Annotated in this window: 23 protein-coding genes; all 23 read right to left on the minus strand. The window is 44.2% G+C overall.

The window, feature by feature from the left end; all coding sequences use genetic code 11:
• Position 1: 1 nt before the first annotated feature.
• On the minus strand, positions 2–796 hold the full coding sequence (locus tag A37S_RS0102740) for a polysaccharide biosynthesis/export family protein (protein ID WP_028295673.1): 795 nt from the start codon (positions 794–796) through the stop codon (positions 2–4).
• Between the two features lie 650 nt (positions 797–1446).
• Positions 1447–1647: a hypothetical protein gene (locus tag A37S_RS27385; RefSeq protein ID WP_169719416.1), complete on the minus strand. Its 201-nt coding sequence runs from the start codon at positions 1645–1647 to the stop codon at positions 1447–1449.
• A gap of 86 nt (positions 1648–1733) precedes the next feature.
• Positions 1734–2960: a WcaI family glycosyltransferase gene (locus A37S_RS0102745; protein WP_028295674.1), complete on the minus strand. Its 1227-nt coding sequence runs from the start codon at positions 2958–2960 to the stop codon at positions 1734–1736.
• A 13-nt stretch (positions 2961–2973) separates the two neighbouring features.
• Positions 2974–3801 carry a glycosyltransferase family 2 protein gene (locus A37S_RS0102750; RefSeq protein ID WP_028295675.1) on the minus strand — a complete coding sequence of 276 codons (828 nt, stop codon included), beginning with the start codon at positions 3799–3801 and terminating at the stop codon, positions 2974–2976.
• Positions 3802–3948: 147 nt separating this feature from the next.
• Entirely contained in the window at positions 3949–4494 is a 546-nt protein-coding gene (locus A37S_RS0102755; RefSeq protein WP_036601021.1) for a WcaF family extracellular polysaccharide biosynthesis acetyltransferase, read from the minus strand.
• A 17-nt stretch (positions 4495–4511) separates the two neighbouring features.
• Positions 4512–5693, minus strand: a complete 1182-nt coding sequence (locus A37S_RS0102760) for a glycosyltransferase (protein ID WP_028295677.1) — start codon at positions 5691–5693, stop codon at positions 4512–4514.
• Positions 5694–5702: 9 nt separating this feature from the next.
• Positions 5703–6371, minus strand: coding sequence for an acyltransferase (locus A37S_RS0102765; RefSeq protein WP_028295678.1), 669 nt, complete (start codon positions 6369–6371; stop codon positions 5703–5705).
• A 3-nt stretch (positions 6372–6374) separates the two neighbouring features.
• Complete coding sequence (locus A37S_RS0102770) at positions 6375–7508, minus strand: glycosyltransferase family 4 protein (protein WP_028295679.1); 1134 nt, start codon at positions 7506–7508, stop codon at positions 6375–6377.
• Complete coding sequence (locus A37S_RS23335; RefSeq protein WP_211229705.1) at positions 7501–8880, minus strand: hypothetical protein; 1380 nt, start codon at positions 8878–8880, stop codon at positions 7501–7503. Before A37S_RS23335 ends, A37S_RS0102770 begins: the two co-directional genes overlap by 8 nt.
• On the minus strand, positions 8852–10120 hold the full coding sequence (locus A37S_RS0102780) for a glycosyltransferase family 4 protein (protein WP_028295680.1): 1269 nt from the start codon (positions 10118–10120) through the stop codon (positions 8852–8854). The genes A37S_RS23335 and A37S_RS0102780 overlap by 29 nt, the downstream gene beginning before the upstream one ends.
• A 13-nt stretch (positions 10121–10133) precedes the next feature.
• Complete coding sequence (locus A37S_RS0102785; RefSeq protein WP_028295681.1) at positions 10134–11192, minus strand: glycosyltransferase family 4 protein; 1059 nt, start codon at positions 11190–11192, stop codon at positions 10134–10136.
• Positions 11185–12291 carry an acyltransferase family protein gene (locus A37S_RS0102790; RefSeq protein ID WP_028295682.1) on the minus strand — a complete coding sequence of 369 codons (1107 nt, stop codon included), beginning with the start codon at positions 12289–12291 and terminating at the stop codon, positions 11185–11187. Before A37S_RS0102790 ends, A37S_RS0102785 begins: the two co-directional genes overlap by 8 nt.
• Entirely contained in the window at positions 12288–13385 is a 1098-nt protein-coding gene (locus A37S_RS0102795) for a polysaccharide pyruvyl transferase family protein (RefSeq protein WP_028295683.1), read from the minus strand. Before A37S_RS0102795 ends, A37S_RS0102790 begins: the two co-directional genes overlap by 4 nt.
• 46 nt (positions 13386–13431) lie before the next feature.
• Positions 13432–14583: a glycosyltransferase gene (locus A37S_RS0102800; protein ID WP_157278344.1), complete on the minus strand. Its 1152-nt coding sequence runs from the start codon at positions 14581–14583 to the stop codon at positions 13432–13434.
• Between the two features lie 23 nt (positions 14584–14606).
• A complete protein-coding gene (locus A37S_RS0102805) occupies positions 14607–15599 on the minus strand; it encodes a glycosyltransferase family 2 protein (RefSeq protein ID WP_028295685.1) in 993 nt (330 codons plus the stop codon).
• Entirely contained in the window at positions 15596–16741 is a 1146-nt protein-coding gene (locus tag A37S_RS0102810) for a hypothetical protein (RefSeq protein ID WP_169719417.1), read from the minus strand. Before A37S_RS0102810 ends, A37S_RS0102805 begins: the two co-directional genes overlap by 4 nt.
• A complete protein-coding gene (locus A37S_RS23340) occupies positions 16720–17532 on the minus strand; it encodes a glycosyltransferase family protein (protein WP_051292667.1) in 813 nt (270 codons plus the stop codon). The genes A37S_RS0102810 and A37S_RS23340 overlap by 22 nt, the downstream gene beginning before the upstream one ends.
• On the minus strand, positions 17529–18476 hold the full coding sequence (locus tag A37S_RS26040) for a glycosyltransferase family 2 protein (protein WP_084163725.1): 948 nt from the start codon (positions 18474–18476) through the stop codon (positions 17529–17531). The genes A37S_RS23340 and A37S_RS26040 overlap by 4 nt, the downstream gene beginning before the upstream one ends.
• Positions 18477–18524: 48 nt before the next feature.
• Positions 18525–19736: a glycosyltransferase family 4 protein gene (locus tag A37S_RS26045; RefSeq protein ID WP_169719418.1), complete on the minus strand. Its 1212-nt coding sequence runs from the start codon at positions 19734–19736 to the stop codon at positions 18525–18527.
• An 887-nt stretch (positions 19737–20623) separates the two neighbouring features.
• Positions 20624–21838 carry a glycosyltransferase gene (locus A37S_RS23355; protein ID WP_051292670.1) on the minus strand — a complete coding sequence of 405 codons (1215 nt, stop codon included), beginning with the start codon at positions 21836–21838 and terminating at the stop codon, positions 20624–20626.
• A gap of 26 nt (positions 21839–21864) precedes the next feature.
• Positions 21865–23019, minus strand: coding sequence for a glycosyltransferase (locus A37S_RS0102835; RefSeq protein WP_028295687.1), 1155 nt, complete (start codon positions 23017–23019; stop codon positions 21865–21867).
• A 74-nt stretch (positions 23020–23093) separates the two neighbouring features.
• Positions 23094–24113, minus strand: a complete 1020-nt coding sequence (locus A37S_RS0102840) for a UbiA family prenyltransferase (protein WP_157278347.1) — start codon at positions 24111–24113, stop codon at positions 23094–23096.
• A gap of 20 nt (positions 24114–24133) precedes the next feature.
• A complete protein-coding gene (locus tag A37S_RS23360) occupies positions 24134–25957 on the minus strand; it encodes an ABC transporter ATP-binding protein (RefSeq protein WP_169719419.1) in 1824 nt (607 codons plus the stop codon).
• Between the last annotated feature and the right edge of the window lie 60 nt (positions 25958–26017).

The raw sequence follows: 26017 nt of genomic DNA on the forward strand, positions 1-26017 counted from the left end.
TTTAAAGTACATTTGTTCTAGTGAGCAGTACCAATAATGTTGAAAGAACCCCCAAACAAGCCGTAATGATGGTAATTTTCTGCCTTTCCGTATTGGCGATCATGGCCTTGCTAGGTTCCACATAGATAATATCGTTTTGCTTCAGGTAATAATAAGGCGAACTAAATATCTTGGCATCATTGAGGTTAAAACGTACCATTTCCTTATCGCCCCCATCCGTTTCCCGGATCAGTAGCACGTTTTCCCTTTTGCCATAAGGGGTCAAATCGCCTGCCATGGCAATGGCATCCAATACATTGATCTTTTCGTCGGCCACATTGTAATTATTTGGTTTACTTACTTCTCCTATGATGGATATCTTAAAGTTGACAAAGCGCACCTGTACGGTGGGGTCATTGTAGAGGGTATTGGCTTTTTGCCGCACCAAATCGCGCACCTCGGAAGTGGTAAGCCCTTCCACCTTGAAGTTTCCCAGAATGGGTATTTCAATCTCTCCTTGTTTATCCACCTTATAGCCTATCACATCCCTACCTGCGGCACCCGTACCTTCCTGATTGGCCCCCGAATTGATGGCCGCAACGGAAGCGGGGTCGGCGGTTTTGATGTACACGGAGATAATATCGCCTTTCAGTATCTTGGGTTCAACGAATTTTGCTTGTGCTATTTGGCTGTATTCCGATTCCGGGATGTTCTTGAAATAAGGAATGGTTTTGTTGCTGCGGCAGCCCGATAAAGCCAAGCCACTTATTATTAACAACTTAACAAGCCATTTGGTAGAAAATCTGCTTATTCTCATAGTTTAGACAAAGAAAATGATTATTTTTCAATATTTTATATTTGTTTTCACATTTTTATCACTCTTAAAAAAGCGTCTTTGCGAGGCACGAAGCAATCTGCTTTTTTTCCGCAACTAGCACAAGCTTTGGCATACTAGGGCCAGGAAGCTACAAGCTTCCTTCTATACTCCAGTCCAAGTTAACCCACACCCCTCTCCCCCCCCTAAACTTGAACCAGTGCAGGACAAAAATTCCCCAAACTGGCGCAAGCTTTGGCGTAATGGGCCAGGAAGCTACAAGCTTCCATCTATAGTCCAGTCCAAGTTAACCCACCGCCCTTTCCCATTACTAAACTTGAACCAGTGCAGGACAAAAATTCCCCAAACCGGCGCAAGCTTTGGCATAATGGGCCAGGAAGCTGCAAGCTTCCATCTATAGTCTGTTCCAAGTTAGCCCGCCGCCCTCTACCGCACCTAAACTTGAACCAGTGCCGGGACAAAAATTCCCCAAACTGGCGCAAGCTGTGGCGTAATAGACCAGGAAGCTGCAAGCTTCCTTCTATAGTCTGTTCCAAGTTAGCCCGCCGCCCTCTACCGCCCTTAAACTTGAACCAGTGCAGGACAAAAATCCCCCAAAACTGGCGCAAGCTTTGGCGTAATGGGCCAGGAAACTACAAGCTTCCATCTATAATCCGGTCCAAGTTAGCCCGCCGCCCTCTACCGCACCTAAACTTGAACCAGTGCCGGGACAAAAACTCCCCAAACTGGCGCAAGCTTTGGCGTAATGGGCCATGTGCGGATGGCCTAGCTTGTGCCCATAAATACAACCAAGCGTGCAGCTTGGTAACGGTCAGGAAGCTGCAAGCTTCCATCTATAGTCTGGTCCAAGTTAGCCCACAAGCCTCTACCGCCCCTAAACTTGAACCAGTGCGCCCTTAAACTTGAACCAGTGCCGGGACTACAAAATCTCCTTCAATCTTTCCTCAAAATCATGCAAAATCTGTTCTTTATCCAAGTACTTCAGCGCATAACGCCTGGCGGCCTCCTGCATGGTAGACCTATCCATTGCCAGCGCCTGTTCAATCCCTGCATTTAGCGCCGCAACAGATTCCGGTTCCACCAGGATGCCCAACTGGTATTTGTCCATCACCTGGTAAAGCGTGGTACCGGGCACCGCATTGACCAGGGCAAAACCACCTGCGGCCAGAATGGCAGTCAGCTTGGAAGGCATTACCAGGTCGGAGGCCGACTTTTTCTGCAAAACCAAGTGAATATCGGCCGTGGCCAATAAAGCGGACAATTTATCATAAGGTTGCAAGGCATAGAAATGTACATTTCCCAATTGCTCGCACTTGGCCCTGGCCATCAATTCCTCCTTCATGCCGCCCGAGCCCACAATGACAAAATGCAAGTGTTTGTTGTCCCGAAAATGCGCAGCGCAGGAAAGAATCAGTTCCAGCCCCTGTTTTTTTCCCAAATTGCCCGAATACAACACGACCTGATCGCTCAGTGGAATGCCCCAGTCCTTCCGCAAGGAATCTTGTACCGGAAGGGGCTGCACATTCTTCCCATCTACCCAATTGGGAAACAGCAGGCATTTTTCGGGCTTAATTCCCTTGGCATAGATCTTTTTCAACATGCCCAAGCTAATGCTTGACACCAAATCGCTTTTCTTTAATAGATAGCGTTCAAAAGCAAACATGAAACCGATCAGCTTTTTGCTGCGAATCATTCCCAGTTCGTGGGCCGCATCTACCTGTAAGTCCTGAATATGGGTAATGAGTTTAGCCCCCTTCAGCTTGGCATACATCAAAGCATAAAAGCCCAAATGAAAGGGCGGCGTCACATTGATCACCACGTCGAATTTTTGCTTTAGCAAAAGGCGAAACCAAACGGGAAAAATAGCCAGTTCGAATGAAAATTCATGAATCATGCGGTTCCGCGCACGCACCACTTTGGGCACATACAGCGGCACGCGGTATACAGTGGCTCCGTCCAGCTCTTCCCTCATCCAGCGCTTTCCTTTATAGGCAGGGTGTACCTCCCATTCGGGGTAATAAGGCAGTGCGGTCACCACGCTCACCTCGTGGCCTTGCGCCGCCAGCCAAGCCCCCATTTCGCCCGTATATTTACCTATGCCGGTTAGCTCTGGGGCATAATTAATGCCAAAAATCAATATCCGCATGTCGGTCTAGGTATTAAGTTATTTCATGATTTTGAAGATTGCTTTTATACTCTTTCATTTTTATTTTAATCAAAAATTCATAGTACGCCATATTCACACAGTAGACAAAACCCTGTCTTCCTTCCAGAAATCCTAGCTTTAAGACATATGCCTGAAAAAACCTCAATAATGGCCAGCCAGGCAGATTGCTCAACCAGGATTTCAAAGCAGGATTTCTAATGGAAGTATTGCTATTAAATATATCCTTAAAAGGACGCTTTTCGTACAATCTAGCTTTTGCCTCTTGAGAAGAATAACGATTATGTCTTTCTATCCAAAAAGTCCATCCTTTACTAAACCCGTAATGCAAGTAAGGCTCTTTGATGTACGCTAATTTTCCATTTATCGATCCTTCTTTCTGTCCATGGCCAAAATCGATAAAGTTGGCTTCTCCTAATTTCAATAATCTAAACTGCCATTTTGGAAAATTATCACAACGTTTCAGCCATCTTCCTTCTAAAATCATCTTCCAGCAACAGTAATAACCCACAGTATCCCCTCCAGCATTTGATATGGCAACCTCCAGAGCATTACGAAAAGCAGGCGTTGATCGCTCATCGGCGTCCAAAAATAAAACCCAATCATACTTGACATTTAAGTGCTCCAGAGCATAATTTCTTTGTTTGCCAAAAGATTCAAAAGGATGAAAAGCAATTTTCGCACCGTATTTTTCAGCGATTTCTATTGTTTTATCCACACTGCCCGAATCAAGCACATGAATATCATCGCACCATGCAATAGATTTCAAACATAAATCAATGTCTTGCTCCTCATTTTTTGTCAAGATTATAATAGAGACCATATATTTTTTTACTAATTGGGCAATTACCAACTTATAGACAAAAGCAACGCAAATTACATTTTTACTACATTATTTACGAGAAAAAACGACCACTTGCATGAATTTGTCAGTGAACATACCCATGCGATTTGGCCGTATTTCTTTCCGTCAATCTTCCAGCACCCTTTCTTTGAGTGGTTTGCAAGGGAAACCAGCACATACCATCCATGCCGGCATGTCCTTCGTCACCACCGATCGAGCTCCGATAACTGTTCCCTCGCCAATAGTTACTCCTGGGTGCACAAAAACATCGGCGGCCAACCAAGCTTCCGCACCAATATGTATGGGCAAAGTATAGAGCGGGAAACCTTTTTTTGTATAATCATGTGTGCCTGTACAAATATAGCTGCCTTGTGAGATTACGGCACGTTTACCAATATCAATCACAGCTTGTGAGTAAAGCTCTACTCCATTGGCAATGCCGCATTCGTCATCCAGCACCAAGTTCCAAGGCGCCCATATGGTAACGGCCGGATAAACGTGAACACCCTTACCCACCTTTGCGCCAAAACAACGCAATAGAAAAGAACGCCAGCCATGCAAAGGCCTAGGAGAGTAACGGAACAATAGCCAGTATATTATTCCCCAAAGCAGCCGCATCAGGCGATTGCGCAAAGAAAATGATGCGCCTGTATGTGTATCTTGATTGACCATTACTATTTACAACTTAATTACTTACTACTTACAGCTCCTTCCAAAGCCGCCTTCATCTTCAAAGCTGCTTGTTCTACGGTAAAGCACCTTTCATAAACCAATTTAGCCTTTTGCCCCATTTCTTTTTGTTCTGCATCTGAGCACTGAGACCATTTTATTAATAAGTTTTTTATGCCTTCCAACTCATCAGGCTCAACCAATCCGCCTTTTCCCTCAGCAATTTCGCGCCAGATATTTACTTGATCGGAAATCAACACTGCTTTTCCGCAGGCCATTGCCTCCACAACGGCGATGCCGAAATTCTCCTGATGGCTGGGTAAGATAAAAGCATCACAATTATAAAAAGCGCCCCATTTGGCATCGCCTTGCAACATACCCGGAAAGTGAATCTGGGAATCATCCTTCGTCATCTCTTGAAGTTGCTCGCCAAAAGTGGTATTCAAGCCCGGCCCCGCTATCACCAAATCAGGTAAATCCATTGTTTTACCTTTCAAGTCCAAATATGCGCTAATCAATAGATCTACTCCTTTCTTAGGATGAATACGACTTAGAAATAATAAAAAGCGCTTAGTTTTCACTGTTGGACAACGCTCCAAAAATGTTTGCCTAATACCTCCTGCATTCACAGGAGGAGCAGCTATGCCATAGCCAATATTTAATTCCTTTTTGGGATGATATGGGCTAAATGCGTCCCTGGCCAACAACAATTCTTGTTCGCAGGTAAACAATAGGCCATCAGCATCATTGATTACTTTACTTTCAAAAAGCTTCCAGAAAATCCAATTCCGAATAGCCTTTAACCTTCTACCCTTCGCCCTTTGAAAATAAGGGTCCAGCATGCCATGAGGCATTATAAAAAGTTTGGTCTTCCCACCCCTACTTTTATGTTTCCTCCATGCCTTATACGTGCCATAACTATTGTAGAGCCAAAGGCCATGCACGATAACAACATCATAACTGTCCAAATGCGTTTCCAACCAGTTTGCGAGTTCCCGATTGTATGCATAAGGTGTTTTACCTTCACCTATTGCATAGATAGGGAAACGCTCGTGTTTAAGGAAATCACTTTTGGGGTTATCGAATGAAAGCACCTCGTTTTCTATCCCCAATTGCGATAAAGCTGGAATACTATTCCTAATTCCTTGGCTAGGCCCCCCATGGCTGGGATCCATGCTATTTATTACCCTGAGTATTTTCATACCTAAATGCTAATAGACAAATCCTTTTTCGCGATGGAAATACTTGGCTTCCCTATTCAAGTCGGAAACGGGCTTGGCAGGTACTCCCGCATACAGCTTCCATTCATCCGAAAAAGCTTTATTAAGCAGCGATTTGGCCCCTAGGACAGAATAAGCAGGCAAAATGGCACCGCCCAAAATCGTTACGTTGGTTCCCACAAAGCAATAGTCGCCTATCTCTATGGGATGACTGTCCTGTCTATTCACGTAAATATCTATGGAATGTGTGAGCAATTGCGATTGATAGCCTGCAATGGTGACGTATTTCCCAATTCGGATGGGGCTGGTACAGTCGATATGATGATCTTTGGTGATGGCGCTGTGATCATCTACAAAAAGCAAGGACTGGCGACTTGGTTGGTGGCGGAAATGCTTTGAGTCCGTGCCGGAAGCAAAACCGGTGATCCAATTGCCACGGCCAATCGAAACCTGACTACCCAGGTGAATTTCGTCCAAATGTACGGCCACATTGAAAGAAGCAATCTTGCTATGAGGCCCCATAATCAGTTTTCTAGGAAAAACCCAAGATAAGCCCACATGCGCCGTTGGATGTAGGTCATATTTAAAATAATGTCGCAGTAAAAGCCGTTTGAGCGGCATGGGTAAGATGACCGTGAGGCATTGCATCAGTTTTCGCATGGGCTATTCGTTAAACAAATTTATGTATTTTGACACCATTTCCTCCGTTTTAAACCGCTTGATATTTTCAAATCCTTTTGCAAGCAAAGTCCTTTTTTTCCCTTCATCCTTTAATTCCAAGAAAGCTTCGGCAAAATCTTCCGGCTTGTTTGGATCGGCGTATAAGGCACCATCGCCTCCCACCTCTGGCATGGGTGCCAGGCTACTGGCAATAACCGGTGTACCGCAGGCCTGTGCTTCAATGACCGGCCAGCCAAATCCTTCAGAGTAGGAAGGAAAAACAAAAACCTCCGCCCCATTTATTAGGGCTTCCAATAGTTCGTGCTTGGGTTTAACGATTTCCACTACACGACTACCCAATCCACTGTTATCGATGGCTTCTTGCAGCCTCTCATCAATGGCCTGTCCCGAAAAGCAGATTATGCCTTCCCATCTGCTTTCCAAGCAAGCCAGCATCTTCACTAGCATAGTGCGGTTTTTTCTCGGCAGGGAAGATCCCAAATGAAGCAGATAGGGTTTGTGCAACAACGCTTGAAGTTGACTATCCTTTAATCGCCCTACCCGCTCCTTTTCGGAAAGTTGGTGAAATGGTGCATTGAATCCATTCAAGATGACCTTCCATCCCGATTTGGTTCTACCCCCATTTAGAGCTATCAGTTGATCCAGCGTAAATTGCGATACTGTAGCTATTTTCTTGGCCTTTGTTAGATGCTTTAGGATCCATTTTTGCAAGATGAGGCCCGTTCGGCTGGCCGGGCAATAAGCATCGGCATAGCCCAAAGCCCCGCGAATGGCCAATACATCATGGCAGGTAATGGATGAACGATCCCTAGGCAAAGCACTTAAATAAGGTGCATTGGAATGATCGCAAATGTGGTAGTGTATGTCGTGGGAACCAAATAGGCTTTTACATTTCAATATTAAGGGAAACAGCAGCCATTTATCGATGTAGCCCAACCATTTGCCATAGCCTTTTAAGGTCGTACTTGCCATTCTGCCAAAAAAAACCAGCGGTTTGATAACCTGTACCTTCAGTTCATTTTTTGTCAGACCTTGCTGGAGCATAGTACAAAAACGGATCATACTTTCCTGCCTATCAGCTGGGTAATTTGCTATCAATATTAACCTTTTAACCATTATTACCTGCTCTTATAATCTTTCTCTTCCACTTAGGACGCTTTGTACAAGCCAATAATAAGCCTGTATATAGTACAAAAAAACCCAAGCTAGTCGGTTGTCCCCAGCCTCCTTGACTAATTACAATTAAACCTGTACTTAGCAAAAGCCACGGTAGCAAGTCTCCTTTAACCATATATTTATACGAGTTTAAGGCAATATTTCCGGCTAGAAGTAATCTAATAAATATAATCATTAACCCTAATATAGGACCTGCTTCTCCGATCATTCTTCCCCATTCCCCTTCGGCGATTAAAAAAGTAGCTCTGCCGCTTAACATAACTGCACCCGCGTTTGTTCCCATACCCAAGCCATATCCAAAAAAAGGTAATCCTTTTGATTTAAATATAGCGCTATACATACCGCCCAAAAAGCGATCCATAAACACGCCTTCCAGCCCTCCTTCGGCATCGTTAGCCTTATCAAATCTTGTTGTGAATACCTCTAATGATTCATTAAAACTTCCTGATTTTACCACTACCAATAACACAATACCAAGCCCCAATGCTGCAAATAGAATATTTTTCAAAAATTTCGGATTTCTAGATAGTGCCAATAACACAAATAAGCAAATTAAACACACATTAAAAAACAAAGAGCGGCTAATAGACAGGGGTATGGCTATTGCTAATGCCCCCGAAGCAGCCATTAATATAATCTTGTTCATTTTCTCTTTGGGATTAAGCCAAAAATAGAAAATAAAAGGAGCCACGAACGCATAAAAAGTACTCAATCCATTGGTAAAAGAAAAAGTGCCTGGAGGCCGCATAAAGCCCATGGCTCCTGAAAAACCTGCTCCTTCTTCATCCCCTCCTACTCCCCGATTTACCCAGGCCGACTGGGGCGAGTAAAACTGCAAAAAAACCAATATGGTCATGGGAATGGCAATCCATAGCAGGCATTTACCTACCTTGACCACATCCTCCCTTATAAAGACTTGCCCAATCAAAAAAGCCAAGGAAAAATGCAATAACAGGATCCGTGCACCAAAGAGTGCCACAAACAGATTTCTATGTCCCAGAAGCATCGTAAACAATAAGGAAAACAGACCAATGCCCCAAACCCATTTAACCATAGAAGGCGGCTTAAAAAAATCTTGATTGATAGCCGTAAAAATCAACCATAATGCGATCGGATCTCGTACAACTAACAATGGAGATGCCAAAAAAGGTAAAAACCATTTGCGTAGCGCTCCCTCGAAAATAACCAAAAGAATATACAGCCAAATTCCTTTTTTTATTAATCCCAATTGCTTTTCCTTTGTTTTCGCTCTACGCTGAGCCATCAAACGGATGGGATCTGGCTTATTTGTCGTTATTGATATGGGTTCCATTTCCTTTCATTAAAGCTTCGACCATAACAGTCAACTCCGAACCATAGACGGTCCAGGGTCGCTGCAGCGCCTTCAATCTCGCAGCCTTTCCCGTCCTTTCAACCACTGCCGGATCCAACAATATCTCTTCTATCTTCTGAATCAGCGCATTTGTATTGCCCGCTTCCACCAGCCAACCGTCCTTTCCGTCTTCAATCAAATCCGCCCCTGCCGTACGGTCGGTAGTAATCACGGGAGTACCCTGAGACATGGCTTCGGTGATAACTAAGCCAAAGCCTTCAAACAAAGAAGGGAACAACAGTACATCGTGCTCACGCATGGCTTTCAAAATTTCTCCGTGAGCTAAACTAGGAATATAGCGGTGTTTTTTTAAACCCTCGTTTAAGGGACGGCAATCTTCCGAAGTCTTACGACCTATAATAGTTAAATCGACCATGTCACCCAGCATCTCTACGGCTTCCAATACATTGGCAATGCCTTTACGTTGGGAGAGTCCTCCCACAAACAATAGTTTAAGTGGGCGCCCTACTATATATGTGTACTCCCTAGTCAAATTGGCTTCCGGAAAACCATAGGGGATGACATGCACAGGGGCTAGATGTCCAGGATAAGATTCCAAGGTCTTCTTGGTAAAACTACTCGCCACAAAAACATGATCGGCTAAATTGAGCTCTTCATCCTTTCTTTTCAGTTTATTTTCCGAATCCTTAAAGCTCGTCAGAGTGGAAGCCCATTCAGGCCTTTTATCCAATTCTTCTTGCATCAATTGCCGTGCAGCGCGCCAATAACCAATGGGTAAATCATATAGATTTAGCAGCCCCATTTGCTTTGCACGCTGAAAAACTTCCAATGCGGCGTCTTCATAAGCATAGACAGCTTTTAATAAATCACCTTTTTGTCTGTTCAATTGCCTAGCACTATATCGCGAACTACGGCGTGATACCGCATCAATGCAGAAAACACCATCTTCGTGTTGTATCAAGGCTTTCCAGCTGATTTTGGAAGCCAATAGGCGCCCGGTTTCTATAAAAGGATCTACCCTAGTCAAGGCTCTTAAATCCTTATCAAAGGTTCTTTTTCTGATTTCTCCCAAGGCAGGCAATCCTCCTAAGCGATACATTAAATCATTGGGAAAAGCCGCTATGCTGGTATGAAATTCCGAAAGAATCCCTGCGTCTTTAAACCCCCGTAAAGCTGCACGTACATTTTGATTGCCAATGGGATGAGTCAACAATAACATAATTATAAAAAAATCAATTAAACAAGATACTTTCCCATTGGTTTATCAATACATTTGGAGCAAACCGGGCCTGGTAGAGCGCCTTTTGTTTGTCCGCACTGACTTTTCCCATAGCAATATCATCGGCAAATCTTTTAACCTCCATTTTGACCTGTTCATAATCACCCACATTTTCTAATAATCTGGTGCTCAACGGATCGCAGGCAATATCGGCTATCCCCCCCCTATTACTAGCTAACCAAGGCAGCCCTGCACTCATCACTTCCAACAAACTTATGGGCAAACCCTCCGGATGGGTGGACAGCAAAAGATATCCATTCAAAGAACTCAACACTTTTGACAATGCCCCTTTCCCATTAAATCTTCCATGGTATACCAAGTTGGGAAATTTCTCAAAAAAAATAGGGGGATAACGACTTCCCTCACCCCAGATGTGAAATTGGATATGGGTCAAATCAGGGTCATCACTCAATCGGCAAAGCAAATCTATTCCTTTTTCGGGTATCAATCGGCCATAGTAACCTAAACTTACCCTTTCACTTTTTAGAATATCATTAACGGATACTTCCCTTGAAAAGCAAGGAACAGTGATAACCGTTCTATTCAACGCCTGCTGCATATCCTGTGCATTTCTTGTAGAACAGGCAACTACTGTATGCGCATCACGCAAAGCCTTAATATAGTAAGAACTCCAGGTTTTCTGATCCTCTATATCTCCAGCAGTATGGTGATGATGAACCCAGTTTCTAGACCTAAAGAATTTGGAAACTAGGTATATACTATTACCCTGTCCGTTGGTATAAACTGCATCGTATTTTCTTTGAATAGCCTTCAAATAAAAAAAAATAAAAGTCAACACGTGAAATAACCCTTTTCTTCCTAGGAATACATCATTACAGACACTTCGATATCTGTCTGCTGTAGTTCTATCCATCCTAGAGTTTAAAACAAACAGGTCAACGTTTGTGTTATTGCGCGACATATTTTCACAAAAACTTAATAAATGGCTTTCAATACCACCGGTTGGCATATGTTGTGTAGTAAATACCAAAATATGTTTACCCTTAGCCATTGAATTTAACCCGTTTTTGAACCTTCATTCCAAAGATGCTCTTCCATAAATTAACCCAAACTATCCTTTGTTTTTCAATCAACAAACCAAGTATACAAGCTACGCCGAGTACTACAGTAACACCAAAAATGTATTGTATCATATTATATTTCTCAAAAGGCACTATAGTCCTAAAAAGAAGCAACAATGGAAGGTGTAATACATATATGGGAAACGTTAAATCGGCTATTTTTCTAAAATTAGAAATAAACGATTTACTAATTTGGACCGAATTAAATTCCTTGTTTGGTATCAACCAAATAGCAATAGCAATGATTAAGCCAACGATCCAATCCGTAATAAATTGGTTTGCAAAATAAAATGGCGAAGCTCCGATACCTTTTGGTATGGGCTTTAGATAAAGCATTAACAAAATAGCAATAACTAATAATAAGACGAACAAAAACCAATTGAAACTAAACTTCAAATTCGGTTTTGGCAACCTATATGCCAAACATCCAAACACCCAAATGGGCATCATCGCTAAAATCTTTGGCCCTGCCAGCAAACAAACCAATATGAGTACTAACCACCCCAATATTCCCTTTCCTTTATAAAACCAAAACCCAAAAATCAAATAATACCAAAACTCAAAACTTAAAGACCATAAGGGCCTATTGATAGGTGGAGCTGCAGACAACAACCATATCTCATTGGAAAACAGAGCTGTTAACGGATACCTTATAATATCGTGCCCCCGATGGTAATTTTTAAACAAATCAGGATTAAATTCTTTTAAAATTAATTGAACAATGATGGACACGACCAAAGCCGGATAAACCACGGACGTAAGTTTGCTTAATCTAGCAACAGCATATTGCTTTACTCCTCTATTGTTATTAGTAGTTGTATAACAAATCACATATCCAGATAAAACAAAGAAAACAACCACTGCAGCATGTGCAAATGTACCGTTATCTTCAATTGTATGTTGTGTATCAGGAAACCATTGATCCATAGCATGACTAAAAAGCACAGTCAATGCCGCAATGATTCGTAGCGAATCAAGCATGAAACTTGTAATCGGATTAATTAGTTTGGGTTGACCAAGTAAAATCATAGTTTTGATTTAATATAATTATCCAAAAGTTCAAAGTTGTTTGACGCTAAAGATTTAATTTCTTTTATAAGATCATCATTCAAGTACCAAGCCTTATCATTTTCATCCTTAAGCCCTTCCATCCAGTCATCTATACAATTCATATCACCATCCCACATTTTTTGATAATTTCCCCTTCCTATCTGTTGAAAAAAACGTGCAGATTTTTCGTGAAAGGAAAAGCCAAAAACAGGAACACCAAATGTTGCACTTACAATGGATACATGTAGTTTTGTTGTAAGAATAGCATCACACTGGCGTAGAAAGTCTGCGGTTGTCCAATGATTCATTCTAGGCTGAATACAATAGGATAAATTTTCAATCTTAGAAAGTTGCTGCCCAACCCAACTAACATTTTGTGAGCTATAATCATAGAAAAAGATGATATGGAATTTTTTCAAAAAAACATTATCCTTAAAAAAATTAAGTGCACAAAACGCTTTAAATCGATCTTGGTCATCATATATTTTTTCTAAATGAAATCCTAAAATTTTTTTCTCGTGTCCTATCTTAGCTTTTAGGTCATGCATTGAATACCGATGCGTATCAGGAATATCAGAATCGTTCAAAGTTAATGCAAGATCGGCCGTGATGTCAATAATTCTATTAACACCTACTTTCTTTAATAAATTAGCGGAAACATCGTCCCTAATTGACAAGAAAGTGGCGTGTTGGCAAATATATTTTATGCGTTTACCTCCCGTTTTTGAGCCAATTGGGCCAGCTCCAGCGCCAACTAAAGCATAAGAAATCCCAAATAATCTCCATAGCCTAGCGGGCAATGTATATCTTAGTAATACCTTTTTGCCAATTTTGGTTCCATTATCATCTTCTAAGTATCCACCTCCTCCAAATACTACAAATTTGGGGAATAACACGTTTCCTACCTTCCATTCAGCATCGCAATACTCTAATTGGATAGCACTTGGCAATCTTAATGTTACACTTTCAATTAACCATTTTTCCTTCAAATACTTTGCTATTATTTCCAAAAGTAATAAATCTCCAAAATTGGTGGTATTATAACAACCATGAATAACCGCTTTTTTATACATTTTAAGTAAATAACATTTGCTAAGGAATAAATAGTTTAATCGTACATCATATTATAGCCTCATTTTGCTTCTCTGCATGCGCTGTCAATTCCTTTACAAAGCGTGATGAAATGGACAATAATCTGTTTTCTGGCACGAAATTCTTCTTTTGCAATTCTTGCAAATCATCAAGATCAAAAAAACACAATTCTCTTCTATAATCAATAGGATACTGATTCTCCGTATTTTCAACAACAGGAAACCATACTGGAAGCCCATGCTCTAACATACTGATAGTCGATCCGCTTTTCCCCAACAATCTTGTTGGCACCCTTGAAATACCAAAATCTACTTTCCTAAAAACATCGGCTATCTTATATGAGGGAATCCTGCCTAAAACCTCTATTTCCTGTATGCCTCTATTCAGCAAGCTGCTTTTCAAGGCCAATTCAAAATCTTTACCGTTTACTCCCAAATCTCCACACAAAATCATTCTTATGGCAACTCCATACTTATTATGATATGCGTTAATTTTGGACATAAAAAAGTCAAAATGCCTAGGAGGCGGTGCAGACCCAAAATAAACACCTGTTTTCACTAAACTTGTTTTTTTTTTTAGCCTCGAAGAATGATTTTCAACATTTGATAAAGGGATATTGCCAAATAGCCCCATAATTTTAGTGTCTATATTCAATTCTCCATCTATCATAGCTTTATAGTGAAATATGGATGTATGGAATATTGGATTCAAATTCCAGCCCAAAGATTTTAAGGAATAAATCTGCAATACACGTATTATTTGAGATTTAACAGATTTTCCCAAACCTAGGAAAGGTTCATGTACCATGACGTGCCACCTAATATTATCAGAAATTGCCGACAGTTTATTTCCTAAAAAAATTGGAATTCCTTTCTTACTGAAGGAATAAGGCACATACTGCAAACTCAGCCAATCTGGATCATATTCATTCAACCAATTTTCAACAAAAATCTTTTTTTTATTCCAAGATAGCCTAAATGGAAGTCTTAGAACGGGCACAGTAACTCCTTCCTGTTCTTGCTCAATAGATGTTTCAATGCGAACCTCTTTATCATATAGCGCAATCACACTAGCTTGATGTCCTAGCTTGATTAAGGCTGCTGCCAAACGCCTGGTATAGTCGCCCACACCATCCTTGCCAGGTTGCATTGAACCACAGATAAAAGTGATTTTCATCATTGCAATTGAAAAGTTATAAAGGGTCAGAACCTATATCCATTGAACACTGATTTTGATAATGCGTAAAAGCTTTTCATTAAGCTCACCTTTTTATCCCATTTCCATATAAAGATTAAAGATAGAACTAATTCTGCAATATGCCTAAAAAAAAGTAAGAATGGCCATATAAACACCAAATAAACAGGCTGATACTTTTTAAAATAACAAAACCTACCCCTGTGAAAATATTGGGCACGCATTTTCGTCCAGGGAGACTCCAAGCCATGGTTGTCGTGCAAGATACCGTCCATGGCAAGTACTCCCAACTGCCAGCCTTCTATATGCAATCTTTTGGCAAAATCGACATCCACATCCGAAAAAGGAAAGCGTTCGGCATCAAAGCCACCTATTGCTTGCCAGGCAGTCGCCTTAACAAGTAAGGGACTGGTAAATACCACATCCAGGTAGGAAAAAAAATGTCCCGAAGCAGTTTGTTTGTAATGATAGCTGGGCTTTTCCAACTGAAACCTGTTGACCAAGTTCTTGCCGAGCAAAAAATGGTGGATTTTTGGGAAATCCATGCCTATGCCCACATAATTTCCTTCCCGGTTCTTTACCGTAAAACCGCAGGCAGCCAACTGCGGCCTGCTTTCCAGCTCCTGCATGGAGGCATAGAGCGGCTCCGGCCCCAATAGCTGATTGTCCGTTTCGTACAAAAATAGGTAAGGGATTGCGGGGTATTGCTCCAAGACTTGGCTGACCGTATAGTTGACGCCGGCCGCGAAAGAACTTTCCATCCCCGGCTGGGCCAGCAGTACCTGCAGGTGGAGCGCCTTGCTGTTCTCCAGGTCATGCAAATAGGCCCTAGACCCATCATCCGAACCTGCATCAAACACGGCAAAGAGCACTTTATCACTTAAATCGGATGCCGGCAACCAAGATAGCCAGGCATCTATGCAGTTCTTCAACAAAGGCAAGCGGTTATAGGAACTGATGACAACCGCTATTTGAGGCTGGGTGTTCGAAGTGAAATTCACGCAAGGTCCTCCATTTGTTCCAACAATTGCTGCACAATGGGCGCCACCCCCAGCTTACCCTGAATGTTTTGCGCCCGCTGTCTGGCAGGGCAATAATTTTCCCATGAAGCATCCTTAAGTACACAAGCCGTTAAGTTGCTATCAAAGAAGCCCAGATCGTCCACGCTATAATGCTTCAATACATGAGGTGCGGCTATAGGCAGGCCATGGTGCAAGGCAGCTGCCACTTTTCCGCTTTTGCCCAGTGCATGTCTCGGTATATCGGTTAACAGCAGGTCGCTACGCGACAACAAGTCAGACAATGCCCTTTCATCCAAATAAGGTTCTTGCTGCTCCGTGAGGTTGGCCAGAGCTGTAGGCCGTGGTACGCTATTTTTTCCCAAATAGTAAATGCTTAATTTTTGTTGTCTCTTTTTCAATTCCGCCGCAAAGCTAGTCAGAAAATGGCTTATTTCTTTATTCCATTTTATCCCTCCCCATATTAAGATGGAAAATGGTACACCGTCTAGGCTTGAACTTGGTTCACCATGACATTGGCTGAACCCTTTCTTAGGGATGTCAAATGTTGCAATATTTGAAAATAAAGGCAAGGGAAGAGCCTTCCAGCCAAGTTCTTTCAGTTCTTGGATATATTCGGGCAATTGCGTGTGCAACAGATTGGGCTTCAATTGATGCAAAAAGCGGGCGATCAGCCGCTTTTGCAGCATGGCATAGACCTGATTCCTAAGAGATGTCTTACCCACCCAAAGCTCGTGCACCATCAGCTGCACCTTGCGCCCGAGGCACAGTTCAACAATCAATCGGAATAATTGATAAGGCAGTCCCTTCGCTTGGTAGGCATAGGGAGAAAGCTGCACGCTTACCCAATGTGGATCGAAATGGCGAACAAAATCCAATGCCTCCTTTCGCTTTCGCTCACTGGCATGGAACTTGGGTAAGCGCAGGCAGACGATATCATCTATGACAGGTGCTTGCGCTGTACAATCTTCGTCCTTATCGTACAGGCTCAGGCAGGCCAGCTGGTGCCCCGCCCGCTGCATTTGCCCTGCCAGCAATTCGCTATAGGAGGCTACACCATCGGCGTAGTTTTTCAAGGAAGGAGCTATAATCAAGATACGCATTAGCGGAACCCTCTGAACCAAGTCTTAAGTTTCGTTTTCAGCTTGGCCCAGTAAGTGGACCAAACATTTCCCCGAAGATAGGCATGTCCGCCATATTTCCGTTTATCGAGGATCAAAATTTTCGCGTCCGACTCCTGCGGGTATGCCTCTGGATAGCCATAGCGAGCATCCAATATGTTCACATTTCTGCCCACAAGATATTGATTGAAATGAGATTCGTCGTGGCAGCGGGCCATGATGCCATTAGCCAGATCCATATCAATTTGCTTAGCCAAGGTCCTGCTCATCTTCATAAAAGCATCGCGCGTGCCCCCATTGATGCCGCCCAACACATAGTGTTCACCCTGGTGAGGATAGACATAGGCCGTAGACAAAGGGTTTTCCTCGTACATAAAGTATTGTCTTGCTTTCCTATCGAGCTCGAAATGGGATACAGCCATCAGATCGGCCGGTAAGTGCAAGCATTCGGAGGCATGGATGCGCTCCCTGAACCGGCAGTTGGCATTGAAGAAAAACAAATAGTCCATATCTTGCACCAAGGCCTCTTGCGCCACAAAAAAATGGTAGCGCATAAGCGTGTCATAGGGCCATCCCAACTTCTTTTGATAAATATAGGTTGCACTGGGAGGCAGTTCCTTGATGGGCCTGTCTGAAAAAATGAAATAGTACTTTTCGCATTCGGGCAAAAAGAAGCGCTCGCAAGAGGAAAAAAAAGCCTGCCAAAAGCGGCGATAGCGTCCCGTACAGACATACCAAATACCCACCTTGGCAATGCCCTCCTTCCTATCGTCCATATCCAGCCTATTGTTCATGTTTCATCCCCTTTCACACCCCATTTCCAAAATAAGATCACTATTGCCTTCCACAATACTGGGCCAAAACGCAAGACCCTGCCGTTCAGCAAAAGCAGCTGCCGCCAGCTGTGGGCCTTCAAATAACGCTTGGAGGCCATCAAATAGCCCATAGCCACCTTTTGTAGCCATAGCTGCTTTTCTTCCTTTCGCAAAAGCTGGCCATACAATTGGTAAATCAGCCATTGGTCTTCAAAAAAAAGATAGCGTGCTATGTCCATTGTCACCCGCCCGTCGTATACATTATTTCCATCGGAATGCTTGTTCCACAGGGCTTCGAACAAGAAAGCCGCCCTAGTATCGTGGCGCAAAATCCAATCCAAGAGCATGCACCAGTCGTCGCCGATGTGGATCATCGGGTTCCATGAGCCAATGCAGTCCCTATGCAATAGCAAGGAAGAAGAAGGCGATGGGCAACCCTGAAGATAAGCAGCCCTTAGCTCCTCCCCTTGTAGCAACTGATAGGTGCGTTCGCCACGCTGCTCAAAATAAGTGCTGAATACAGGATAATGGGCCAAATAATCATACTGCCTTCCACTTGGTTCTACCTGCATCCAGTTGGCAAAGGCAAAATCCAGCTTCTCTTTTTGCAAAAGGCGGTACAGGTCTGCCAAGAACTCGGGCCGCCAAGTATCGTCCGAATCCAGGCAAGCGATATAGCTTCCACTGGCCACGCTCAAGCCGGCATTCCTGGCGGCAGCCTGCCCGCTATTCTGTTGACGCACATAGGTAATCCCCTCCATTGCCTCCAGCATTTCCCGCGTACCATCCGTAGAGCCGTCATCCACCACAATGATTTCCACAGGGCGGTAAACCTGATCCATCACACTTTGAATAGCCCTCCTAACCAGAGCGGCCCTATTGTAGGTAGGAATAATGACACTAATGAGTGGTAGACATTCCATGGCACAATCTGCTGGGCATACCGCTTTCTCTCATTGTAATAATCATAATTAAAATACATGCTCCAAATCAATCGGCACGCATTTCGTGGGTATTGAGCTTAAACTATTATCCAACAAATCTATGATTTTATTTGCAAAATAACGTTCTGAAGAGATTTTGGGAAGATAAGATTCTAAATCCTGTCGAGCCGAATCCACAATTTTGGACCATTGTGACATCTTTTTCCATGCCCTTTCCAGAGCGTCGTCTAAGCCCTTTACAGTAGGTGGACCTATAAATCCATTCCTGCCGTCCCGTAGCAGCTCCGCTATCCCACCCGCTTCGGTTGCGACAACCAATCGGCCAGCACACATTGCTTCCAACATGCTTAGGGGCATTCCCTCCTTACGCGATGGCAGTACCAAAGCATGATAATGACGCCAAAGCTCTTCGACATCGTAGCGGTAGCCCAGAAAACCAACATTCTTGAGATGGAGAAAAGCCGCCAGCTCTTTAAGTGCCAGCTCATCTTGGCCCTCGCCCAGAAAGTCTACGCGAATATCCCTCTCCCGCCATTTGGGTAGCGCCAGTACCTGCAAGAGGAGATCTTGCCCCTTATCCGCGGTAAATAGCCGAGCTACGCATAAGAAACGAACAGTACCCTTCAGGGAAGGCATGGGATAATTTGCAGAAGTCCTTTTGACGGGATTAAATACCCTTTCGCTATTTTCTAGTGATAAGGCAAGCTGCCGTTGTGTCCACTGCCTATTGTGCTCGGAAACGAAGAACACCTTCTTTGCACGAGTAAAGACCTGCTGAATACATGGACGTGCATCACTGGTAGGAAAGGTGTCATCGTCGGCCTTTTGGCAGATCAGCACATAAGGGATCCCTTGCCTGAGGCAAACGTCGGCATAAGGCCAGCCATCGTAGTTGATTCCCTGCGCTACGATAACCAAATGTGGCTTTTCCTTTTTCAACAGCCTGCCAAAAGAAGAGAAACGCTGGTCATAGGCATAAAGCGGCGACCAAGGCTTGCCTGGCTGAAGCCACCGCCGCATTAAGCTCAACAAACGCTTGTACCAGGGGCGCTCTGCCCCTCCCAAGGCGTACAACCTTACCCCTTTTTCCTGAAGGGCCATTATCTTGGGGTGCCTATAAACAATGTGCGATTTGACAAACAGAAAGTGATAGGCTTCTGGAGGAAAGCAGCCAATGGCTTTGGCCCAAAGTTCTTCGCTTCCACCCCAAGTATCTGGGATAGGGCTTACTATAAGCACACGCTTTTTTTGAGGAAGAGGATTCGCTATTTTTGAATTAAAAGCCATTATATCGTCAAGCAAGCAAATGATGTTTTTCGATAGAAATATAAAGTCGTCCTAAAATCCACTCTCTACAAAGCCATATTTCCCTTGTATGCATTCCCCCTTAACCAACCTATATCCCTTCTTTGCATCATCTTGTCGCTCTAAGAATTTCAAACTCACTTTGTACTATTGAGCAATATTGTAAAATAATAACTTAAAAAACAAACATCATTCAACTTTATTTATTTAAAACAAGAAACTATTTTCTTTATGCGATAATTATGTGATATAAAAACATAAGCATACTATTTTCTAACTCTGAAAATTTTAGCGAAAACATCCATTCTAGCGTGAGTCAAACTATCGGCGTATCAGAAGAAGAATTTGACAAACTATTACAGTAATAACAGGAAGCTTATCAGGATGTGTAGACATGGCTAACGCAAAGCAGACTACCGGCACAGATATGCAACAGCGTTACTAAGAATAAAGCATGATCATTAAATGATTTTAAGGTGCCTTCAACCCATCGGGAATGGGACTAACGATGATAATTTTATTTTTTTTCATCAAAATAGTTTTCCTTAGAGACTTACTAAAGTTTTCCTAGGCGCTTCTTTCTAAAGACTTACTAAAGTATTCCTGCGCACTGCCCTGCGAACTTTAGTAAGTCGGGTTGTTTCTAGTTTTCCTGCGCGCTGCTCTCGTTTAGAGACTTACTAAAGTCTTTCCGGCGCACGGCCCTTTGAACTTTAGTAAGTCGGGTTGTTTCTAGTTTTCCTGCGCACTGCTCTCGTTTAGAGACTTACTAAAGTCTTTCCGGCGCACGGCCCTTTGAACTTTAGCAAGTCGGGTTGTTTCTAGTTTTCCTGCGCGCTGCTCTCGTTTAGAGACTTACTAAAGTCTTTCCTGCGCACGGCCCCGCGAACTTTAGTAAGTCGGGTGTCTGCCATCAATTGCAGCACATGCTGGGCAAATATTTTTTCGGGATGCGGCGGCACAAAATCCTTAATACGTTGATGCGCCGCCCTGCCCATTTCCTCCCAATCCGCTTTTCTCGCCCAAGCGCGTTCCAACATTTGGTCTATTCCCGTTATATCTGCCGAGCCAACGAAGCCCTGTATTCCATCCTGTACCAGCTCGGCATTGCCCCCCACATTGGTGCATAGTACCGGGCGCCCCAGTGCCATGGCTTCCTGGGCCGAAAGTGGCATGCCCTCACTTCTGGACGGCAGGATGAGCGCATGGTAATTGGCCCACAGGGCCTCAATATCGTTATAAGACCCCAAAAAAGCCACCTGATCCGGGCAATATTCCGCGGCCATCTGCTTCAAAGGCAGTTCATCCGCCCCCTGCCCGACAAAATCTACCCTAAGCCCGCGTCTTCGCCATTTTTCCTTAGACAATACCTGCAAGAGCATATCCTGCCCTTTGTCTAGCATAAAAAGCCGCGCCAAGCACAGGAGGCGCACCTCGCCATCTATGGCTGGATATGGCAGCACACGGCGTCCTACCTTGACGGGATTGTGTACCATCACCGCATGGGGAAGCACTGTAGCAAATTGCATTTCGGTCATCCTCCTATTGTGCTCGCTCACGAAAAAAATCTTACGGGCCCCCAGCAGGCTCTTTTGCATGGTCTTCCTTTCCACATCCTTCGGCCAATGGAAATCGACCACTTTCTGGCATACTAAGATATAGGGGATACGCCTTTTAAGGCAAGCTTCGGCATAGGCCAGCCCATCGAAATTGATCCCTTGCGAAATGACAACCATATTGGGTTTCTTTCTTTTAAGCAACTTCTTAAAGTTCCAAAGATGGACCTGAAAGTCTTGCGCAAAACCGCATGCCTGCCGCGCCTGCCAAAACAGGTGGTAAAACGTTCCATATTTATCCTCCAGCTCAACCAAGTCTATGCCGCTGTGGGCAAAGGCTTGCCATAATGGATGCGCGAGCGGTATGTGTTCCTTCACAATGGAAATAGGCCCTTGCTGCCCAAGATACGGCAGGGCCCTGGCCCATAGTTCCTCGCTACCACCCCAATCTTCCTCAATGCAGCTGACAATGCATACCATATTTGATCTATTTCCTTATTTTCGTTTCACAGGGCTTCCATAGCCTGCTGAAAAGCACTGTCCTTATATTTATGTCGAAAGTGTTCATAGCCTTTTTGGGCCATGGTAGGCCACAATTCGCTTTGGCTCCACGCCCGTTCCCAAGTGGCATCCAAGGATTCCAGGCTAGATTCGCCCAAAAAGCCCGTTATGCCATCGCTTACCCACTCGCGAATAAGGCCCACATCGGTAGCGATGACCATGCGGCATTTGGATATGGCTTCTATGGCTTCCATCGGATAGGCGCCTTCCCGGGCGGCCAATACGAGGGCATGGTGTCCTTCCAACGCCTTAAGCAGGCCGTAGGAAGGAGGCAAAAACGTCACCTTATCCAATCGGTAAAAGGCGCATAGCTCTTTTAAGCCCTCCCAATTGGGACCTTCGCCCAAGAAGCTGAGATACAATGGCCTATTGCGCCATTTCTCCAGCGCCATCAAATGGATAAGGAGATCGGGTCTGTTGTCAAATATATCCATTCTCCCCATACACAGCAAATGCAGTTCGCCATTCGTTTCCGGCATGGGCAAAGACCTGCTGGGACTTTGCAGGGGCGTGAAAAACACGGCAGGCTCCGTGGCACTATAGTCGAGTTGCGAGGCAGCGGCATGCTGCACGCTTGTAGAGGCAAAATAGATCTGCTGGGCGCCGTCAATGGCCTGCTGCATAAAAAAACGCTCCTGCGGCAATACCATTTTCTGTTCGTTCACCTGGTGGCAGAACAAGCTATAGGAAATCTGTAACTGTCTGCATATATAGGCATAGTCGAGCCCCGTCAAGCTGCAGCCTTGTGCGATGAGTACGCGCGCGGGGCGATGTGCCTTCAGCAAATGTGCCAGTGTCCACAATCGCTGGTTGTGCCGGTAGATCTCATGGCGATCGTATTCGGTGTCCAGGACATGCCAGTTCAGATAGCCCTTCAGCTTTTGTCGGAACAAGAAGAAAGGGCTATAGTGCTGCTCACCCAAATGGAAGAACAAAAGGCCTTTTTTTTGCAATGCAACCTGTTTTTTGTTTTTATGAACTTTGCCGGGGTGTATGAGCGCCACCTGCTGTCCGTGACCGATCAAGCTTGCTGCCAATTGATATGCATATACATCGCAGGCATCGTCCGGTGAATAGCATGTATTGAGAATAAAGACCATATGCAATCTGCCTAGGCGCTTCTATAACCAAACGCCACGCAAAGATAATACATTAATCTTTTTGTATGTCCGGCTCATCCCCATAGATAGCGGAAATAATGCCAAAAATCCCTCCCTACTACCCAGAGTGGCCGGTGAAATAGAACGAGGTGTGCCAGCAAGAGAAGATAGCCATATTGCCCGGCAAAGGTCACGCTTAGTAATAAAGCGACGGGCAGGAAAAACTGATAAAAGTCGAAAAGTAATATGCTATGCGCACTTCCCTTAGCACTTATTGCGTATACCAAACTATGCTTATACCTGAACTTGCGGATGTAGAGAAAAAACAAGTAAAGTGCCAAGAAGCAATAAACGGCAACCAAATTCAGCCAACAAAGCAACAATAAACAGGAGATGCATTCCAAAACGAATAGTATATATTGCACCCGCTTCAAAGACCGATCCGAAAGTGCCAACACCAATGTGCCGGTATTAGCATATGCGTCAGAGGCCTTGTCCTGATATTGGTGCCATAGGATAGCGCGTATGCCATAGCACCAGGAACAAAGTGCGACCAATAAATAAAGCGGACCAATAACGTCCACTTGTAACATGACTCCCATAAAATACAGTGAAAAAACGCTGGGTAGCATGCTTTCTCCCAAGGCTACTACCAAAACACCCCAAATACCCCTGTCTTTTAAGCGGAAAGGCCGAACGGAATATAGGACAAAAGCCAGGTAATTGGTCAAAGCCAAGAGTATCGCTGTGCCGGTAGGCAATATCCGATTGCAAAACAGGGCAGCAAGCACCGTGACCGCGAGCAACAGACCGAAACGCTGGGAAGTCGACAGTCTTGCCATCATATTGGATTTGCCAGCCAATCGATCGCTGCGTATATCTGTCAAGTCGTTGACCACACTGGCGAAAGAAGCTCCCAAAACAAAATAGACCAATAGCAAAAATATGCTACAGAGCACTTTCGTGCCACCATAACCTGTATACGCTGGCAATAGGTAAGCCATGGCAAGTATGGATGGAATCTTATAGTTCCACCAATCTTTAAAACGAACCAAACCTAGCAGTGCGGGCATTTTCATTTTTGTTGCTGTCACGTTTTTGCCTTATGCATCTTTCAATTATTGGCACCGCTCTTTGTATCCCCCAGATCACTTCGCAGAAAATCTGCATAAGCCCCCTCTTCATTTTTTAGCACCGAGGGGGTTCCTTCCTGCACGATGCATCCATCCCGTAGCACATAAATATAGTCGGCCTGCTCTATAGCCGATGGCCGATGGCTAATGAGCAGGATACCCTTGTCTCTATATTCGGCTTTCAAGAAGCGAAACAGGTCACGTTCAGCCTGCACATCCAGCGCACTGGTCGCTTCGTCTAATACTAGAAATGGCGCATCGCTGTAAAAAGCCCTCGCGATGGCCATTTTTTGCCATTGCCCCATACTTACCTCGTGGCCATGTTCAAACAAACGCCCCATCTGCGCTTCGTAACTTTCGGGAAACTGCTCGATATACTGGTATGCACCGCTACTACGGGCCGCCCGGTGCATTTTCTTTTCATCCAGCTCACGCGCTATATCGCCCAAAGCGATATTTTCCTTCACAGTAAACTGGTAGCGCACAAAATCCTGAAACACCTGAGCGATCTGCTTGCGGTAGTTCTCAAGTGTATAGTTCCGAATATCCACTCCATCGTAAGTGATGGTTCCTTCCGTAGGGTCGTAAAGGCGGTGCAACAGCTTCACGAGCGAACTTTTGCCAGCACCGTTCAGCCCCACTATGGCAATGATCTTCCCTTGCGGCAAATATAGGTCAATCCCCTTCAGTACCCATTTATCCGTATCGGGATAATGGAAAGCTACCTGTCTGAAACTGATAACATGATCATTTCTCCCTCCTTTTTCTATCGGTTTCTCCCCCATTTGCATTTCGTTCTTTAGATCGAATAATTCAAACAGGTTGCCCACCAAGATATGCTGATGGTATAAGGCAGAAAGAGAAGAAGCTAAGCCGATCAAAATGGTGAAACACTGAAAAAAGGCCACCAGGAAAATGGTAATGTCTCCTATTCCCGTTTCGCGATGCACAATGGATTGAGCAATAATGGCCACGCAAATGAAGAAAGCTCCCGTGGTGAGAGAGGTGGTAAGCCATTCGGCCCAGGCCCTTTTTCTCGTAAGTTGCAGACGCTCGGTTATCAGCTGCGTTTTTTTTTGCTTATAGCCTTCCTTGAAAAAAGTTCCCAACCCGTAGGTTCTTACTTCCTTTGCCGCCGCATTGGAGCTCAGCAGTTCGCCCAGGTATTGGGCTTCTCGCTCTAAATGGGTGTTTTTCAAATGCAGGCGGTATTGCAGATCGGCATAATGGATACGCACCAACAAGGTGGGAATGACAAATATAGCCAGCACTGGCAGAAGCAGCCAATGGATGCTGATCAGTATCCATGCTATGGCCCCTAGAGACAGGACATGCTTTAGAATATCTACCAAGGTTCTAACTACCGCATTGGGATTGGCCGCCCTTGCCCGCATATACAGATCGTAGTAATACGCGCGTTCGAAATAGGCAAAATCCATGTTCATGGCATGGCTCTGCAGACGCTCATCCAATTCAAGCTCTACCATACTTGCCTGCTTGTCCGTGAGGTAGCTCGTGAAACTTCTCAAGCTCACGTAAACCACGCCAACTGCCGCAGTCAACAGCAGGTGCCAGTATAGGTCTTCGTTGCTCATGAGCGAACCTTGACTGATGGCCTCGGCAAGGTAGTCAATAAGGCCACGCAAAAGATATAGGGTGTAATAGAAACTGAGATTTTCCAACAAAATGAAAAACAACATCTTCCCGGTGAGTTGCGGGTTCAATTGCCAAACCATCTTTATGGTACGCCCCACCAATAGCAAGGTACGAAGTTTGGGCTCTTGCTGTTTAATAAATTGCTGCATATACTTCCGTCTCAGAATGTCTAAAAGTACCTCACGCACAGGTACCGGCATGTGTAATCG

Origin of the sequence: Olivibacter sitiensis DSM 17696, from assembly GCF_000427965.1 — a bacterium.
Taxonomy (GTDB): domain Bacteria; phylum Bacteroidota; class Bacteroidia; order Sphingobacteriales; family Sphingobacteriaceae; genus Olivibacter; species Olivibacter sitiensis.